The organism is Nocardioides sp. NPDC087217 (assembly GCF_044744805.1).
GTDB lineage: Bacteria > Actinomycetota > Actinomycetes > Propionibacteriales > Nocardioidaceae > Nocardioides.
This window is the reverse complement of sequence record NZ_JBIUZB010000006.1, coordinates 1-15,561: the sequence shown is the minus strand read 5'-3', so window position 1 is coordinate 15,561 and position 15,561 is coordinate 1. Positions and strand designations below refer to the sequence as shown.

General features: G+C 69.1%; 11 protein-coding genes. 4 read left to right on the top strand and 7 right to left on the bottom strand.

Going from position 1 to position 15,561, the window contains the following annotated elements:
- Nucleotides 1-16 precede the first annotated feature (16 nt).
- The 5 genes from ACIO3S_RS22925 to ACIO3S_RS22905 form a co-directional block, all read right to left on the bottom strand.
- Nucleotides 17-1,375 (bottom strand): M50 family metallopeptidase, encoded by a 1,359-nt coding sequence (locus ACIO3S_RS22925; protein WP_400467994.1) that lies wholly within the window; start codon nt 1,373-1,375, stop codon nt 17-19.
- Complete coding sequence (dxr, locus tag ACIO3S_RS22920) at nt 1,372-2,481, bottom strand: 1-deoxy-D-xylulose-5-phosphate reductoisomerase (RefSeq protein ID WP_400467993.1); 1,110 nt, start codon at nt 2,479-2,481, stop codon at nt 1,372-1,374. The genes ACIO3S_RS22925 and dxr overlap by 4 nt, the downstream gene beginning before the upstream one ends.
- 50 nt (nt 2,482-2,531) lie before the next feature.
- Nucleotides 2,532-5,150 (bottom strand): substrate-binding domain-containing protein, encoded by a 2,619-nt coding sequence (locus ACIO3S_RS22915; protein WP_400467992.1) that lies wholly within the window; start codon nt 5,148-5,150, stop codon nt 2,532-2,534.
- A gap of 258 nt (nt 5,151-5,408) precedes the next feature.
- Complete coding sequence (locus tag ACIO3S_RS22910) at nt 5,409-7,445, bottom strand: acyltransferase family protein (RefSeq protein ID WP_400467991.1); 2,037 nt, start codon at nt 7,443-7,445, stop codon at nt 5,409-5,411.
- Between the two features lie 143 nt (nt 7,446-7,588).
- Nucleotides 7,589-9,031, bottom strand: coding sequence for a gamma-aminobutyraldehyde dehydrogenase (locus ACIO3S_RS22905; RefSeq protein ID WP_400467990.1), 1,443 nt, complete (start codon nt 9,029-9,031; stop codon nt 7,589-7,591).
- A 117-nt stretch (nt 9,032-9,148) separates the two neighbouring features.
- Between ACIO3S_RS22905 and ACIO3S_RS22900 the strand changes: the two genes are divergently transcribed.
- The gene (locus ACIO3S_RS22900; protein WP_400467989.1) at nt 9,149-10,537 is read left to right on the top strand and encodes an aspartate aminotransferase family protein; all 1,389 of its coding nucleotides are present in this window, start codon (nt 9,149-9,151) and stop codon (nt 10,535-10,537) included.
- Nucleotides 10,538-10,543: 6 nt separating this feature from the next.
- On the opposite strand, the gene ACIO3S_RS22895 is transcribed toward ACIO3S_RS22900, so the two are convergent.
- Nucleotides 10,544-11,953 carry an amidase gene (locus ACIO3S_RS22895; protein ID WP_400467988.1) on the bottom strand — a complete coding sequence of 470 codons (1,410 nt, stop codon included), beginning with the start codon at nt 11,951-11,953 and terminating at the stop codon, nt 10,544-10,546.
- Between the two features lie 82 nt (nt 11,954-12,035).
- Here ACIO3S_RS22895 and ACIO3S_RS22890 point away from each other — a divergent pair, with 82 nt between their 5' ends.
- The gene (locus tag ACIO3S_RS22890; protein WP_350719110.1) at nt 12,036-12,680 is read left to right on the top strand and encodes a TetR family transcriptional regulator; all 645 of its coding nucleotides are present in this window, start codon (nt 12,036-12,038) and stop codon (nt 12,678-12,680) included.
- Here ACIO3S_RS22890 and ACIO3S_RS22885 read toward each other — a convergent pair.
- The gene (locus ACIO3S_RS22885) at nt 12,651-13,265 is read right to left on the bottom strand and encodes a hypothetical protein (protein ID WP_400467987.1); all 615 of its coding nucleotides are present in this window, start codon (nt 13,263-13,265) and stop codon (nt 12,651-12,653) included. The two genes, ACIO3S_RS22890 and ACIO3S_RS22885, sit on opposite strands and share 30 nt — an antisense overlap.
- A 17-nt stretch (nt 13,266-13,282) precedes the next feature.
- Here ACIO3S_RS22885 and ACIO3S_RS22880 point away from each other — a divergent pair, with 17 nt between their 5' ends.
- The gene (locus tag ACIO3S_RS22880; RefSeq protein WP_160024453.1) at nt 13,283-13,462 is read left to right on the top strand and encodes a hypothetical protein; all 180 of its coding nucleotides are present in this window, start codon (nt 13,283-13,285) and stop codon (nt 13,460-13,462) included.
- Nucleotides 13,463-13,868: 406 nt separating this feature from the next.
- Entirely contained in the window at nt 13,869-15,140 is a 1,272-nt protein-coding gene (locus ACIO3S_RS22875; protein WP_400467986.1) for a DUF222 domain-containing protein, read from the top strand.
- The last annotated feature ends 421 nt before the right edge of the window (nt 15,141-15,561 follow it).

Here is a 15,561-nt window from a genome sequence, read left to right as displayed (position 1 = left end):
CAATCTTACGGGCGGGTCAGGCTTGGAGATGAAGTGGGACGACGAGGTCGGCGACGATCAGGACAACACCCATCACCAGGAGCGCCGAGGCCACGACGTACGCCACCGGCAGCAGCTTCGCCGGGTCGGCATGTCCCGGTTCGGGCCGCCGGAAGACCTTGGCGAAGGCACGACGGATGCCCTCCCACAGCGCCGTCGCGATGTGACCGCCGTCGAGGGGCAGCAGCGGGACGAAGTTGAAGATGCCGATGAACAGGTTGAACCCACCGACCAGGAACGCGAAGCTGGCGACCTTCTCGCCGACGTCGAGGCCCTCGTGGGCCGCGATCTCACCGGCGATGCGGCCGCCGCCGACGATGCTGACCGGGCTGTCGGCCGAGCGCTCCTCGACACCGACGATCGCGAGCGCGACGTGCCAGACCTTGACCGGCAGTCTCAGCAGGGAGTGGACGGCGTTCTCGGCCATCACACCCATCTCTTTGAGCGCGTAGACCGGCCCCTCCTTGGTCGTGACCACGTGCGACTCGGGCGACATCCCGAAGAAGCCGACCTTCGCGGTCTCCGGGTCGGCGCTGGTGTCGTCGAGGTCCTTGACCCGCTCCTGCACGACGGTCTGGGTGTGCAGCGTCATCCGTTCGCCGTCGCGCTCGATGACGATGGTGGCCTCGCGGTCCATGTTGTCGCGGATCAGCTCCTGGGCGACCGCCCATGAGGTCAGCTCGGTGCCGTTGAACGAGATCAGCTCGTCGCCGGGCTTCAGACCTGCGTCGGCGGCCGGGGTCGGCTTGTCGCTGGCGCGGCACTCGCGGCCCTGGTCCTCCCAGCTCAGCAGGCACTCCTGCAGGCTCGAGACGACCGGATGACCCTTGTCGACGACGTTCTCGCGGACCCCGTAGATCCCGAAGACGCCCCAGAGCACGAAGAATGCGATCGCGATGTTCACCGTGGGCCCGCCGGCCATCACGATGACCTTCTTCCACCACGACATCTTGTAGAACAGCCGCGGCTCGTCCTCGGGACGGATCAGCTCCCATTCGGCCGAGCGCGCGTCGCTGATCAGCTGGGTGAACATGCCGGTGTTGGACTTGCGCACCTTGAGCGCGCCGTCCTCGGTGCGCTCCCCCAACTGGTCGGCACCGGGCGGCAGCATCCCGACGATCTTGACGTAGCCACCGAGCGGGATCGCCTTGAGGCCGTACTCCGTCTCGCCGACCTGCTTGGACCACACCGTCGGCCCGAAGCCGATGAAGTACTGGGTCACCTTCCCGCCGAACGCCTTCGCCGGGATCATGTGGCCGAGCTCGTGGAGCCCGATCGAGACCAGGATCGCGAGAATGAAGCCGATCACGGCCAGCGTGTAGAGCAAGTAGCTCATGGACGGGTCTCCAGGATCCGAGTGGTCTCCTCGCGCGCCCAGGCGTCGGCGGCGAGCACGTCCTCGATGGTGAGGGTGCTTTCAGAGCGTACGCCGTGATGCCTCGCCATCACCTCCGCAATCGTGTCCACGATGCCGGGGAACGGGATCCGGCCCTCGTGGAAGGCATCCACGCAGACCTCGTTGGCGGCGTTGTAGACCGCGGGGTGGGTGCCGCCGCGGGTGCCGGCCTCGCGGGCGAGGCGCACCGCGGGAAAAGCAGAGTCGTCGAGCGGCTCGAAGCGCCAGTCGGCGGCCTTGGTCCAGTCGATCGGCGTCTCGGCGTCCGGCACCCGATCAGGCCACGCCATCCCCATCGAGATCGGCACCAGCATCGTCGGCAGCCCGAGCTGGGCGACCACCGCGCCGTCGGTGAACTCGACCATCGAGTGGATGTACTGCTGCGGGTGGACGACGACCTCGATCCGGTCGAAGGGTACGTCGAAGAGCAGATGGGCCTCGATGACCTCCAGACCCTTGTTGACCAGAGTGGCGGAGTTGGTCGTGATCACCCGGCCCATCGCGAAGTTGGGGTGCTTGAGCGCCTGCGCCGGCGTGACCTGGGCGAGCTCGTCGCGGGAACGGCCGCGGAACGGGCCGCCGGACGCGGTCAGCACCAGCTTGCGTACCTCCTCGGCGCGGCCGGCGCGCAGCGACTGGGCGATCGCGGAGTGCTCGGAGTCGACCGGGACGATCTGCCCCTCCCCTGCGACCCGCTTGACGAGCGGTCCGCCGATGATCAGCGACTCCTTGTTGGCCAGGGCGAGCGTGTTGCCCGCCTCCAGCGCGGCCAGCGTCGGGCGCAGGCCGACGGCGCCGGTGATCCCGTTGAGCACCACGTCGGCGGGCAGGGCGGCGGCCTCGACCGAGGCCTCCTCCCCCAGCCCGGAGACCTTGGGCGCGAACTCAGCCATCTGCGCCTCGAACAGCTCCTTGTTGGCCCCGCCCGCGGTCAACGCCACGACCCGGAACCGGTCCGGGTTGGCCCGCACCAGGTCGAGGGCCTGGGTGCCGATGGACCCGGTCGAGCCGAGGATCACCACGTCGCGTGGTCGCTGCTCATTCACCCACCCATCTTCCCAGCAGAGGCTGAGAAGGCGCCAAGCGGTAGGCCCCGTCAGGAGACCTTCCCGGCAAGCCCCTGGAAGACGTCGACCAGGACGCGGTCGAGGTTGGCCACGTCCGCCGGCTCGCTCAGGTTGCGCAGCGCTCCCCCGGTCTCCTCCGTCAGCCTGCCGAGCACGTCGATGGGTGCCTGGTCCCCGATCCCGACGGCGATGACCGGGATCGCCCCCTCGCCGCCGATCTCGTCCATCAGGGCGTCGAGGCTCTGTGGCGGGTTCTGGCCGCCGTCGGAGAGGAGGACGATCACCGTACGGTCCGAGACCTCGGTCTCGGAGGCGTTGATCGAGGCGCTTGCGTCGCGGATCGCGTCGTACAACGGTGTCTCGCCATAGGCCGTCAGCCCACAGATCTCCCGTTTGAGCTGCGCACGGGTCGTACCGCTCAGTGGCTTGATCTCGGTGGAGGTGTCCGTCCCGGCAGGCGGGAACCAGTCCAGGCCCACCGAGTCGCGGCCGTCCTTGAGCTCGCCGATGGCGTTGAGCGCCGCGCTCTTCGCGACCTGGAGGTACGTCGGGTTGGCGGTCGCCTCCTTGGTGCAGGCGTCAGTGAAGCCATCGAGGCGGACCCGGCGGTCCTGACCGTCGATCTGCTCCATCGAGCCCGAGGTGTCGATAGAGAGCAGCACGCGTACGGGAAGGCGTACGTTCTGCCACTGGTGCCGCCACTGGTTGACCGTCTTCGGTTCCGGCCATGGGGTCACGGTCTCGACGTCGTCGGCGTCGACCACGTCCTGGAGCTGATCGGTGGCCTTCTCCGGCGAACCGGCGGCTCGGAAGCCCCAGGCACGAAACTCGTTCTGCGCCTTCTTCGTCCTCAGGTAGTCGACGAAGGCCTCCGATACCGACCGCTTCGCCTCGGCGGAGTCGAGTGAGGCCATCGGGACCGCGGGGTGATCGAACGCGTAGATGGTGTCGTCCGGGCTCACCGCGACCATCCGGCGGTCCTCGGTCAGCGTGTCGTGACAGGAGAAGTCGTCGGAGCCGAGCGGATCCTGGCAGTTGTAGAGGTACGCGGTCTGCTCCTGCGCCACCACGGCATCCATCTGGGCGAGGAGGTCCGGGTTCTGGTAGACGCGGTTCATCAGCCGGGTGATGTCCTCGCCTGCGAGCTCGTCGGGCACCGAAGCGATCGCGTCGCGCAGCAGCCCGACCGCGTCCTCCTCGTCGTGGTCGGCGACCAGCGCCTCGTTGAGGGCGACCGAGGTCGCCATCCCCGAGGTCGAGCCGATCGGGTCGTCGATCGCGATCGCGAGATCGCCGCCCGCGGCCTTGGTCAGCAGCTCGTCCCAGTCGGGCGAGCGCGAGAGCTTCTCCCGCTTCGCCGCGGGCATCAGGATCGTCAGGACGGAGGAGGCGACCGAGGTCCATTCGCCGTCGTTGTCGGCCAGCTCGCCGGCACCGTCCTCACCGAGCTCGCCGGCCGCCAGGAGCTCCGGCCAGACCGACTCGGTCGGCAGCCAGAGGTCCGGCTTGCGCGCCTCGACGACCTCGCAGTCCTCCGGGTCGTCGACCGGGCACTCCAGCCGGTCGTCGGGGGCCGCGACCCAGCCGGTGGCGATCGCCTCGGCGGCGTCACCGGAATTGACGCCGAACACCTGGACGTCGGCGCACGCGCCGTCCTCGCCCCGGTACTCCTCGTTGAAGTCGGCGGCCAGCTGGTCGATGAGACCGTCCTTCTCCGTGCTGACCACGACGCTCAGCCTGGTCGCGTCTCCTTCGCAGGCGGCTGCCGGAACCAGGCCGCTATCCCCGGAGCCGAGGATCGGCTGGATCGCCGCCAGCAGGGCGATCACCGCGGCGACCGCGGCCGGGACCAGCCACCCCGTGCTGCGCCACCAGGAGGCACCGCCCACCAGGGCCCGCGCCTTGTCGCGGGTCAACGGCAGGTAGCGCGGGCCGCGGTCGTCGGTGCCGTCGAGCAGTCCGACGACCTTCCGGTTGCCCGTCTGCAGCAGCGGCGCACCGATCAACTCCTCGCCGGTCGCGGTCTTCTCGGCGTCGAGGTTGACGACTCGGTTGTGCTCGCCCACGGCGTGCGCACGTCCGCCGAGCTCACGGTTGCCGTCCCCGTGCCAGGCCTCGGCGACCACCAGCGCGTTCTCGACATGTCGCCGGACCAGCGCAGCATTCTTCACCTGCCGAGGCAGCTTGTCCTCGGGCATCAGGGTGAGCAGCGCATAGCCACCCGGCAGTGCGGTCACGGCGACGTCGCGTGACTCCGCCGGAAACTTCCAGTGGACCCGCACGAACATCCCGTCGGCGACCGTCGTTTCACTCGCCGCGAGGACGACGGCCGCCGAGGTCATCAGGTGACGCTTGGTCACCGGGACCGCGTAGCCGACGACCTCCTCATCCTCGTCATAGACCGCTGCGGTCATCATCAGGGCCGCCGACGTGGCCGGGATGGCGCGCTTCCTCGCCGCGTCCCAGGCGAGCAGCGCGTTGAGCACCACCGCGACGACGACACAGCCGATGCCCGCGACGACGGCGAAGATCCCGGCCTGACCTTGGAAGACGGACTGCAGATAGGCGAGCGCTGCCATCGCCACGGCCCCGACAACCGAGGTCAACGCCCACGGCTTGGCGGACGACAGGTCCGGGTGTTGCGCCATCCGAGTCTCCTAGCGGGCATCGATCCGGCATCGATCCGATCGCGCGGAGTCTAGTGAAGGCTATTCGAATCGCACTGCGAAAAGACCCCGATTGGCACAAGGACAGTGGCGTCGACGACCCCGGAAATAGCAACAGCCCCGGACTCCCCCACGGGTCCAGGGCTGCGCATGAAACGTTTTGCAACGTCTGGCCACAATTAAGCCACAAAGATGCACGTAAAGGCAAACTCCAAAACGCGCGTCCCAGTTAAATCTGCGTCAGATCAGCGGGGCCAGGATGACGCCGAGCCGCGGCGTGACATGACGGACCCAGGACTCGGTCAGGTGCGAGTCGTCGTAGTAGGTGACCTTCTCCCCCACGACCAGCGGGCAGCGGTCCTCGGCGCACACGAATCGCTGGGTGTCGACGTACGCGGCCTTGGTGCCCTCCAGGGCCGCCTCGGTGAGCTCGTTGCTGCTGGTCTCGCGCGAGTCCGGGTCGCTGAGGCAGGAGCTCTGGTCGGCCTCGGGGGCACTGATGCAGTCGGCGGGGTTCTGGTCGACCTTGGGCACGTCGCCGAGGACGACCACCTTGCGGGAGATCTCCCGATATGCCTTCACCGTGCTGCGTACGGCCTGCGACCACTGCTCGTCACGGTCCATCCCGTCGTACGTCTTCGGCATGAAGAGCTGACCCCGAGCCGTCGAGACGATCGTGTCGGGGTCGAGGCGCTCGAGGCGGTCTGCGGACCAGTCGCGGAAGTCGTCGCACTCGGCCTGGGTCATCTTCTTGCCGCGGTGCTGGACCGGATAGGGGGCGCAGCCGACCTTCACGACCGGCACCACCCGGAAGCCGTTCTCCTTGCCGAGGTCGTCGAAGGCGGTCAGCCACATGCCGGCGTGGGAGTCGCCGACGACGGCGACGGTCTTCTTCGCGTCGGTGTCGCCGAGGGTGCAGTCGGCGCCGCGGGTGTCTCCGTAGTTGGCGTAGCAGTCGCCGTACGTCTTCTGCCACCGGTCCTCGGTGATCTCCTCGCCGAGCACGCCGGGCGGGATCGGGCCACCGCGGTCGGCGATGTCGAGGGCGGCGCGGAGCTCGCGCTGCACCTGCGGCGGGCCGCCGGTCTCGGCAGCGGTGTCGGGGACCTCGTTGGCCGCGAACCACGCCTGCGCCTGGGCGGCCCGCTCCTTCTCTGCGTACGCGGCATAGCCGGTCGTCAGCCAACCGCTACCGACCGCCAGCACGAGCGCTGCCGGCCACAGAGCCAGCGAGCGCAGCCCGTGGGAGAGCACGGGCACCTGCTTGCGTTGGAACGGGAGCTCGATGAAGCGGTGGCTCAGGGCGGAGAGGAGCAGCGCGGCGGCGACCGCGACCGTCATCTCGAGCGCGGCGTTGCCGAGGTGAAGGAATTCCGGCGCGAGCACGATCAGCGGCCAGTGCCACAGGTAGAGGGAGTAGGAGATGTCCCCGACATACCGCAGCGGGCGGATCGCCAGCAGCCTCGCGGTCGGGGCGTTGGCGCCGGAGGCGAGCAGCGCGACCGTGCCGAGGGTGGGCACCAGCGCCTGCCAGCCGGGGAACGGGGTGGCCTCGCTGAAGATGACGGTGGCGACCAGGATCGCCGCGGCTCCGCCGAGGCCGGCGGCGATGCTCGCGGCGCCCTTGAGCCGGCCGCCCCAGCAGGCCAGCAGCGCGCCGGCGGCGAGCTCGTAGGCGCGCGCCGGGGTGGAGAAGTAGGCGGCGGTCGGGTTCTCGCCGGTGGCGTGGATCGACCAGGCCAGGCTCGCGACCGCGATCACCGCGGCGACGACGGCGAAGCCCTTGCGTCCGAGCCTCGGGATGAGCAGGAGCGCCAGCACCGGCCAGACGAGGTAGAACTGCTCCTCCACCGAAAGCGACCAGTAGTGCTGGAAGGGCGAGGGCTCGCTGGGCTGGAAGTACTGCACCCCTTCGGCCGCGAAGTGCACGTTGGCCAGGAAGAACGCCGCCCATGTGCCGTCCGCGGCCGCGTCGGTGAGCCTCGTGGTGGGCAGCTGCCAGGCGGCGTACGCCAGGACGACCAGAATCACCAGAGTGGCCGCCGGCAGGATCCGGCGGGCGCGGCGCGCGTAGAACTGCGGGATGCTGACCGTTCCTGATGTGTCAGCCTCGCGCAGCAGCAGGGTGGTGATCAGGAAGCCGGAGAGGACGAAGAAGACGTCGACGCCGACGAACCCGCCCTCGGTGTGCGGGATGCCCGCGTGGGCAGCGACGACCAGGCCTACGGCAATGGCCCGGAGACCTTGGACATCTGTCCGCCACTGCTTGGCTGACATGTGGGGTGCACCTCGTGTGGGGGTTCGGCTGCTTCCATTGCTGGGTCCGAGTCGCGGAGGTACGCGAAACGGCGCTCGATGCTTTCACGGACGCCACCGGCCCGCACATCGAGGGTCGCACGCCCACACGTTTGTCTAGCGGATTACTCGCCGATGAAGGACATGACGTGCTTGATCCGGGTGTAGTCCTCGAACCCGTAGACGGAGAGGTCCTTGCCGTAGCCGGAGTGCTTGAAGCCGCCGTGGGGCATCTCGGAGATGTAGGGGATGTGGGTGTTGATCCACACCACGCCGAAGTCGAGGCGCTTGCTGACCCGCAGGGCGGTGGCGTGGTCCTTGGTCCACACGCTCGACCCGAGGCCGTAGTCGACATCGTTGGCACATCTGAGCACCTCGGCCTCGTCGGCGAACCGCTGCACGGTGATCACCGGACCGAAGATCTCCTGCTGGATCTGCTCGTCGTCCTGACGGAGCCCGGCCAGGACCGTGGGCTGGTAGAAGTAGCCGTTCTCACCGCCCTCGACCCGTGCCGGCGCGCCGCCGGCCGCGATCGTGGCGTGGTCCGGGAGGCGGTCGACCATGCCCGCGACCCGGGCGAGCTGGCCGGGGTTGTTGAGCGCGCCGACGTCGGTGTTGTCGCCGGGGAGGCCGACGGTGGTGTTGCGGGCCGCCTCGGCGAGTGCCGCGACGAACTCGTCGTGGATGCCTTCCTGCACCAGCACCCGGGTCGCGGCCGTGCAGTCCTGGCCGGCGTTGAAGTAGCCCGCCGCGGCGATGCCGGCGACCGCCTTGTCGATGTCGGCGTCGTCGAAGACGATGACCGGCGCCTTGCCGCCGAGCTCGAGGTGGACCCGCTTGACGTCCTGCGCCGCGGTGGCGGCGACCTCCATGCCGGCGCGCACCGAGCCGGTGATGGCGACCATCTGGGGCGTCTTGTGCCGGATCAGCGCGCGGCCGGTGTTGCGGTCGCCGGTGACGAGGTTGAGCACGCCCGGCGGCAGGAACTCCTGGGCGAGCTCGGCCAGCAGCGCCGAGCTGGCCGGGGTGGTGTCGGAGGGCTTGAGGACGACCGTGTTGCCGGCGGCCAGGGCCGGGGCGATCTTCCACGACATCATCGCGAGCGGGTAGTTCCACGGCGTGACCTGCCCGATCACGCCGATCGGCTCGCGGCGGATCCAGGAGGTGTGGTCCTGGAGGTATTCGCCTGCGCTCTTCCCCTCCAAGGTCCGCGCGGCGCCCGCGAAGAAGCGGAAGTGGTCGATCGTCGGCGGCAGCTCCTCCTCCAGGGTCAGCTGGAACGGCTTGCCGGTGTCCTTGACCTCCACGGCGGTCAGCTCCTCGGCCCGGGCCTCCATCGCGTCGGCGATCCGGAGCAGAGCCAGGCTGCGCTCCTGGGGTGTGGTCTCGCCCCAGGCCTCGAAGGCCGATGCGGCCGCGGCGTACGCCTGGTCGACGTCGGTCTCCCCCGACATCGCCGCCTGCGCGTAGACCTCGCCGGTAGCGGGGTCGACGACGTCGTACGTCGCGGCGTCGGCGGCCTCGCGCAGCTCGCCGCCGATCACGTTCCTGAAGGTCTGGTCAGCCATGCGGTAGAGACTAACTCCTTCCTGTAACAGGGATGTCACAACCGAATCCGAAGTGGAATTGATGGTTTGCTACTGATTCGCTTGCGAAAGCGAGATGCATTGGGTGACCATTGAGTCATGACCGGCAACTACGAGCAGCTGCAGCGCGACGCCAAGGACCATCTCTGGATGCACTTCACGCGGCATTCGAGCTACGCAGAGGCCGACGTGCCGATCATCGCCAGGGGTGAGGGCGCCTACATCTACGACATCGAGGGCAACCGCTATCTCGACGGTCTCGCGGGGCTCTTCGTCTCCCAGGTCGGCCACGGGCGCGCGGAGCTCGCCGACGCGGGCGCGGAGCAGGCCAAGCAGCTGGCCTTCCACCCGCTGTGGTCCTACGCGCACGAGCCGGCGATCGAGCTGGCCGCACGGCTGGCCTCACTGGCCCCCGGCGACCTGAACCGGGTCTTCTTCACCAACTCCGGCTCCGAGGCCGTCGAGACCGCGTGGAAGCTGGCCAAGAACTACTTCAAGCTGCGCGGGAAGCCGGGCAAGCACAAGGTGATCGGGCGCAACATCGCCTATCACGGCACCACGCACGGGGCGCTGTCGATCACCGGCCTGGCCGACATCAAGGCGCCGTTCGAGCCGCTGGTCCCCTCGACCTTCCGGGTGCCGAACACCAACATCTACCGGGCCTCGGAGATCACCGGTGGGCTGATGGACGGGAGCGACCCGGAGGCGTTCGGACGCTGGTGCGCCGACCAGATCGAGGTCGTGATCCGCGCCGAGGGCCCCGACACCGTGGCCGCGGTCTTCCTGGAGCCGGTGCAGAACTCGGGCGGCTGCTTCCCGCCTCCCCCGGGCTACTTCCAGCGGGTGCGGGAGATCTGCGACGAGTACGACGTGCTGCTCGTCTCCGACGAGGTCATCTGCGCCTACGGGCGGCTGGGCACGATGTTCGGCTGCGAGCGGTTCGGCTACGTGCCCGACATGATCACCTCCGCCAAGGGGCTGACCTCGGGATACGCGCCGCTGGGCGCGACGATCATCTCCGACCGGCTGATGGCGCCCTTCCTCGAGGGCGAGGAGACCTTCTACCACGGCTACACCTTCGGCGGTCACCCCGTCTCCACCGCGGTGGCGATGGCCAACCTCGACCTCTTCGAGGCCGAGGACCTGCTCGGCAACGTACGCCGCAACGAGGACGCCTTCCTGGCGACCCTGGAGAAGCTGAAGGACCTGCCGGTCGTCGGCGACGTACGCGGCACCGGCTACTTCTACGGCATCGAGCTGGTCAAGGACCGCGCGACCAAGGAGACCTTCACCGAGGAGGAGTGCGAGCGGATCCTCTACGGATACGTCTCCAAGGCGCTGTGGTCCGAGGGCCTCTACTGCCGCGCCGACGACCGCGGCGAGCCGGTCATCCAGCTCTCCCCGCCCCTCACCGTGGGCCAGGCCGAGTTCGACGAGATGGAGCAGATCCTGCGCCGGGTGCTGGAGAAGGCCTCGACGATGCTCTGACCTCGCTCACTGCTGGATGCGTGGCCACGGCGACTGCTCCTCGAGAGCGTAGGCGAGCTCGAGGAGCGTCCGCTCGTCGCCGTACGCCGCGGAGAGCTGGACGCCGATCGGCAGCCCCTCCTCGCTGAGCCCCATCGGCAGCGAGATCGCCGGCGCACCGGTGATGTTCTGCAGCGGCGTGAACGCGACGTGACGACGGAGCCGGTCGACGAGGTCCTCGAACGGCACGTTCGGGGAGAGATGACCCAGCGGCGGGGTGACGCCGGCGACGACCGGGCACAGGACCACGTCGTGCTGGTCGAAGACGGAGGCGTACGCCGTCGCGGCCCGCCGCAGGCGGAGCAGCGCGATCGGCGTACGGCGCCAGCCGCCGGAGGCGAAGGCGCGACGCAGGCCGTCGGTGAGGCCGTCGAGGCGGCCTTGGTCGAGCGTCCGGTCGATGGTCAGGCGGCCGAGGTTGCCGGCGAGGAAGGCGAGCAGACCCCAGTAGCTGAGGAAGTCGTCCCCAAAGCGCGCGTCGACGGGGATCGGGACCGGCTCGACGCTGTGGCCCTGCTCCTCCAGCAGGGTCGCGGTGCGTTCCACGGCCGTCTTCGTCGGCGTGTCCACGACAGCATCGGTCACCGACTCGATGATCATCGCGACCCGGAGCCGCCGCCGCGCGGGGCCCTCGACGAGCCCGAGGGGCGGCAGCGCCGGGTTGCGCCAGTGCCGCTCGAGCGCGGCATGGAAGGTCGCGGTGTCGCGTACCGTCCTGGTCACCACCCCTTCGCTGACCATGTTGATCGGCAGGGTGCGGGCCATCTCGCCGTCGATGTGCCTTCCCCTGCTCGGCTTGAGCCCGACGAGTCCGGCGGCCGCGGCCGGGATCCGGATAGAGCCGCCGCCGTCGTTGGCGTGCGCGATCGGCACGGCTCCGGCGGCGACCAGCGCTGCCGCCCCGCCGGAGGATGCCCCGACGGAGTGGCGCGTGTTCCAGGGGTTTGGCGTCGGCGGCCCGCTTCGGAACTCGGTGGTCGCGTTCAGCCCGAACTCGGGCATCCGGCTCTTGCCCAGCACGGTCACCCCGGCACTGAGGAACTGCGTCGTGTATCGCCCGTCGTGTGTGGCCGGACGCGCCCGGAACGCCTCCGACCCGTGGTTGGTCGGCATCCCGAGCAGGTCGGTGTTGTCCTTGAGCAGGGTCGGCACACCATGGAGCAGGCCGGTGTCGGCGTCCGGGCGGCGGGGCGCGTCGTAGGCCTCGTACGCCATCGCGTGCAGGCCCGGGGCCACATGTCGCAGCCGGGCGACCGCCGCCGCCTCGACCTCGCCCGCGCTCAGCTCTCTCGCCCGGATGAGGCGGGCGAGCTCGACAGCGTCGTGGTTTCCGAGGGCGTCGTCGGTGAAGGCGTGGACGCGGGCCGGTGCGGTCATGTCGGACAGCGTGCTGGATCGGCTCGCAAAAGTCTAGAAGATCTTCCAGACTTCTTGTCGGCTCGCGTGAAACACTCTGCGCATGAAGCGACGGCACGGCGACAGCGCCAGGCAGCGACGCGACGCCCTCGTCCGCGCCACCATCGAGGTGGCCGCCGAGAAGGGCATCGCCGGGGTCACCCATCGGGCCGTGACCGAGCGCGCCGGGCTACCGCTGGCCACAGTCGGCTACTTCTTCGACTCGATCACGGACCTGGCGGCCGAAGCGATGCGCACGGGCGTCGCCGAGGACGTCGCCCGGCTGCGTACGCTCGCCGACGAGCTCGCCGCGACGGAGTCCGGCACCGACGCGATGGCCGAGGCGTTCGCCGCGGCGCTGATGTCCCCGCCGACCGACTCGCTCGCCTTCCTCGAGGGGTTGCTCCACGCCGCCCGCGAACCGCAGTTCCGCCCGGTGGTGGCCGAGGCGCTCACCGCCGGTCGTGCCGTCGCGGACCGCGCGGCGACCGTGGCGGGCGCGACCCGGACCGACCCCGGCTCCGTGCTCGCCCTCGTGCACGGCTACCTGCTGCACGCCCTCGCAGCACCCGACCTGGTCGACCCCGACGCGCTGCTTCGCGGGCTCCGTGCGCTCGTCATCGGCACCCTGGTCGAGAGCGGCGAGGTCTCCGTCGCCCTCCGCCTCGCGGGCCGCGGTTCAGCCGACGACGCGTACCTCACTACCTAGGACGGCGCCGTCCTGCAGGGCCAGGTGGTCGCCCGACCAGAAGCGACCCGGGTCGTAGTAGTTGGTCGGGCGCTCGTCGTCGAGCAGGCCCATCTCCTGATAGGTCGCAGCGACGACCTCGGCACAGAAGACCTGCTCGAGGCCTGCCTTCGAGCGCACTCTCCCCCGCGCCCAGCGTCCGGCCAGGGCGGCGGTCGAGGGGAACGGTGTGCCGTCGAGCCGGGCGATCGTCCGGAGCAGCGCGTCCTCGCGAGGGCGGTCGATGTCGGCAGTCAGCTGGCGCAGCCAGACCTGCTGCTCGTAACGCCCCGCCCACTGCTCGACCGCGGCACGCAGATCATGGAGCTGTACGCCACGGTGGTGGGTGCCGGTATAGAGATCGAGCAGCCCCTTGCCGAGCTCGGCGTGCCACATCAGCGGCGGCAGGTCGTCGAGCACCACCGCCATCCCGACATGATTGACCGGGGCGTTGCTGAGCATCCGGATCGCCCGGTCGGCGACCGAACGCCCGCGGAAGAGCCACAGATCACCGGTCCGGGTCTGGTCCACGGCGTCGGCAAGGGAGATAGTGGTGTCATCAGACATCGTGAGCAGGGGGTCCTATGAGTTTCGGCAGTGCACGCGTGTGGAAGATCGTCGGTCTCGCCGGACTGGCCGGAGTCACCGCGACAGGCGTCATCATTGCGCGCAACCACCGCCAGCGTACGCAGCGCACGCCGGAGGAGATCCACGCGAAGCTCCGCGAGCGGGTTGCGGCGGCGTACGAGCATCCGGCGGCTTAGGGCTGTTTTTCTGGTTGGGCTCTGTCGCTGACTGTTTCTTGTGGTTGGCGTGGGGCCGCCGACCCGTTCTTGGAGGTCTTCTCGATCTGGACCGGCGTCAAGGACGCCCTTCGGGCGCCGGCTTCGCCGGCCGCCTTCGGCGGTCCTGGACTCCGGACCAGATCGAGAAAAAACTTGGCTGGCTATCGGGGCGGCGGCCCGGGTGTGGCGCAGCGGAATCGTGCTTCGGGAGGGGTGAGGTTGATGGGGTGGAGGGTGGCCTTTCGGGCCACTTACCATCCACAGATGCTAGGTCGTTCGCTCACCGCGAAAATGGTCTCTGATCAGGGAAAATAGGTGGCCAGACAGGGCGCGAGAAGCGTAGAATCAGAGCCATCACAGCACACCTCTGAAGGAGAGGGCAGCGATGAGTCTCGGCCGCTCGATCGACCACGGGGACACCAACCCCGGCGATGCGATCGACGCTGCCTTGACCGCCATCGAGTCCGCCCTCCAAGACCTGCTGGCCACCGATCCGGCCTACTGGCGCACCGGGCAGAAGAAGGACCTGCTGGAGCGGTTGGAGAAGCTCCAGGCCCAACAAGCCGCGTTGAAGCTCCGGGTGCTGGCCACGGCCGGCGACATCGCCGAGGAGACCAGCGCCAAGGACGCATCCGGATGGATGCGCACTGAACTGTTGGTCGACAAGGGCGTGGCCCGCTCCCAGGTGAAGCTCGCCGCCGCGGTGACCAAGTACGACCTTGTTGCCGATGGCCTGGCCGAGGGGGTGGTGTCCCAAGACAAGGCGAGGGTGATCACCCACGCTCTCGATGCCATCGAGGCCGACCCGGCCGCGAGTGCCGAGGACCTGATCCTCGCCGAGAAGCTGCTGGTCGACTATGCGACCCGGTTGACGGCGAACGAGTTGAAGATCGTCGGGAAACGGATCCTGGCCGAGATCGACCCGGAGCGATTCGAGCAGGCCGAGGCCAAAGCACTCCAGCGGGAAGAGGAGCACGCCCAACGGCGCACCTTCTTCCAGTCACGCGACAACGGTGACGGCACCATCGACATCCAGGCGAGGGTCTCGCGTGCGGTCGGGCTGCGGCTGCGCACCCTGCTGGACTCCCTGGCCCAGCCCCGGAAGCTCTCGGCCGAGGACAAGGGCCGCAAAGCACCCTACGACCGGCTCCTGGGCCAAGCCTTCGCCCGCGTGATCGAGACCTACGACGTCGACCAACTCCCCCGCCACGGTGGCCACGGCACCACGGTGTTCATCACCATGAGCGTCGAGGACCTCCACAAGGACCTCGGCACCGCCGCCCTGGGTTTCGACGGGGAGCAGATCACCGCCGCGGAGGCCCGCCGGATGGCCTGTAACGCGGATCTTGTCCCGGTGGTGCTCGGTACCGACTCCGAGATCCTCGACCTCGGCCGTACCGCCCGGTTGGCGTATCCGGTCCAACACAAGGCACTCCGGTTACGGGACAAGTGCTGCCAAGCCGAAGACTGCGACGCACCCGCCGCCTGGACCGAAGCCCATCACCTCAAACCCTGGTCCGAAGGCGGCCGAACCGATCTGGCCAACATGGTCCTGTTGTGTGCGAGCGACCATCGCCGGATCCACGACCCCAACTACGCCTATGAGCGGCTCCCCGACGGGCAGATCCGGTTCACCAGGCGCACCCGAACCGGCTGATCCCGGGCTGGCCTGCGCCGCCGTGCCCGCATGCATCCCGAGCCCACGATGGGGCGATCGCTGATCTGCGTCCTCGCGCACAGCCCTGTTCTGCCACTCCTGCCGGGCGACTAACCTGCCGATGCGCTGCGGCGGGCAGAACCGATCCGGCTGGCGCTGCAGTTGGCGGTGCCGCCAGTCCACGGCGCATCAATCACCGACTGATGACCCTGCCCGTCCGTTCCAGGCGACCCGCCTGAGACGGGCATGGCCAGTAGCCAACTGAGGCAACAGCGTCCGCCATCCCGCGGCTATCGCCCCCATGCTCCTGGCTACCTTGTGAAGGGGGCGATCTCAACCGGTCGAAGCAACGGTTGGTCAAGCTGCTGGATTGAGCAGCTGGGCCAGCCGTTGGGCTGGCGTCTGTAGGTCAAGGGTAGGC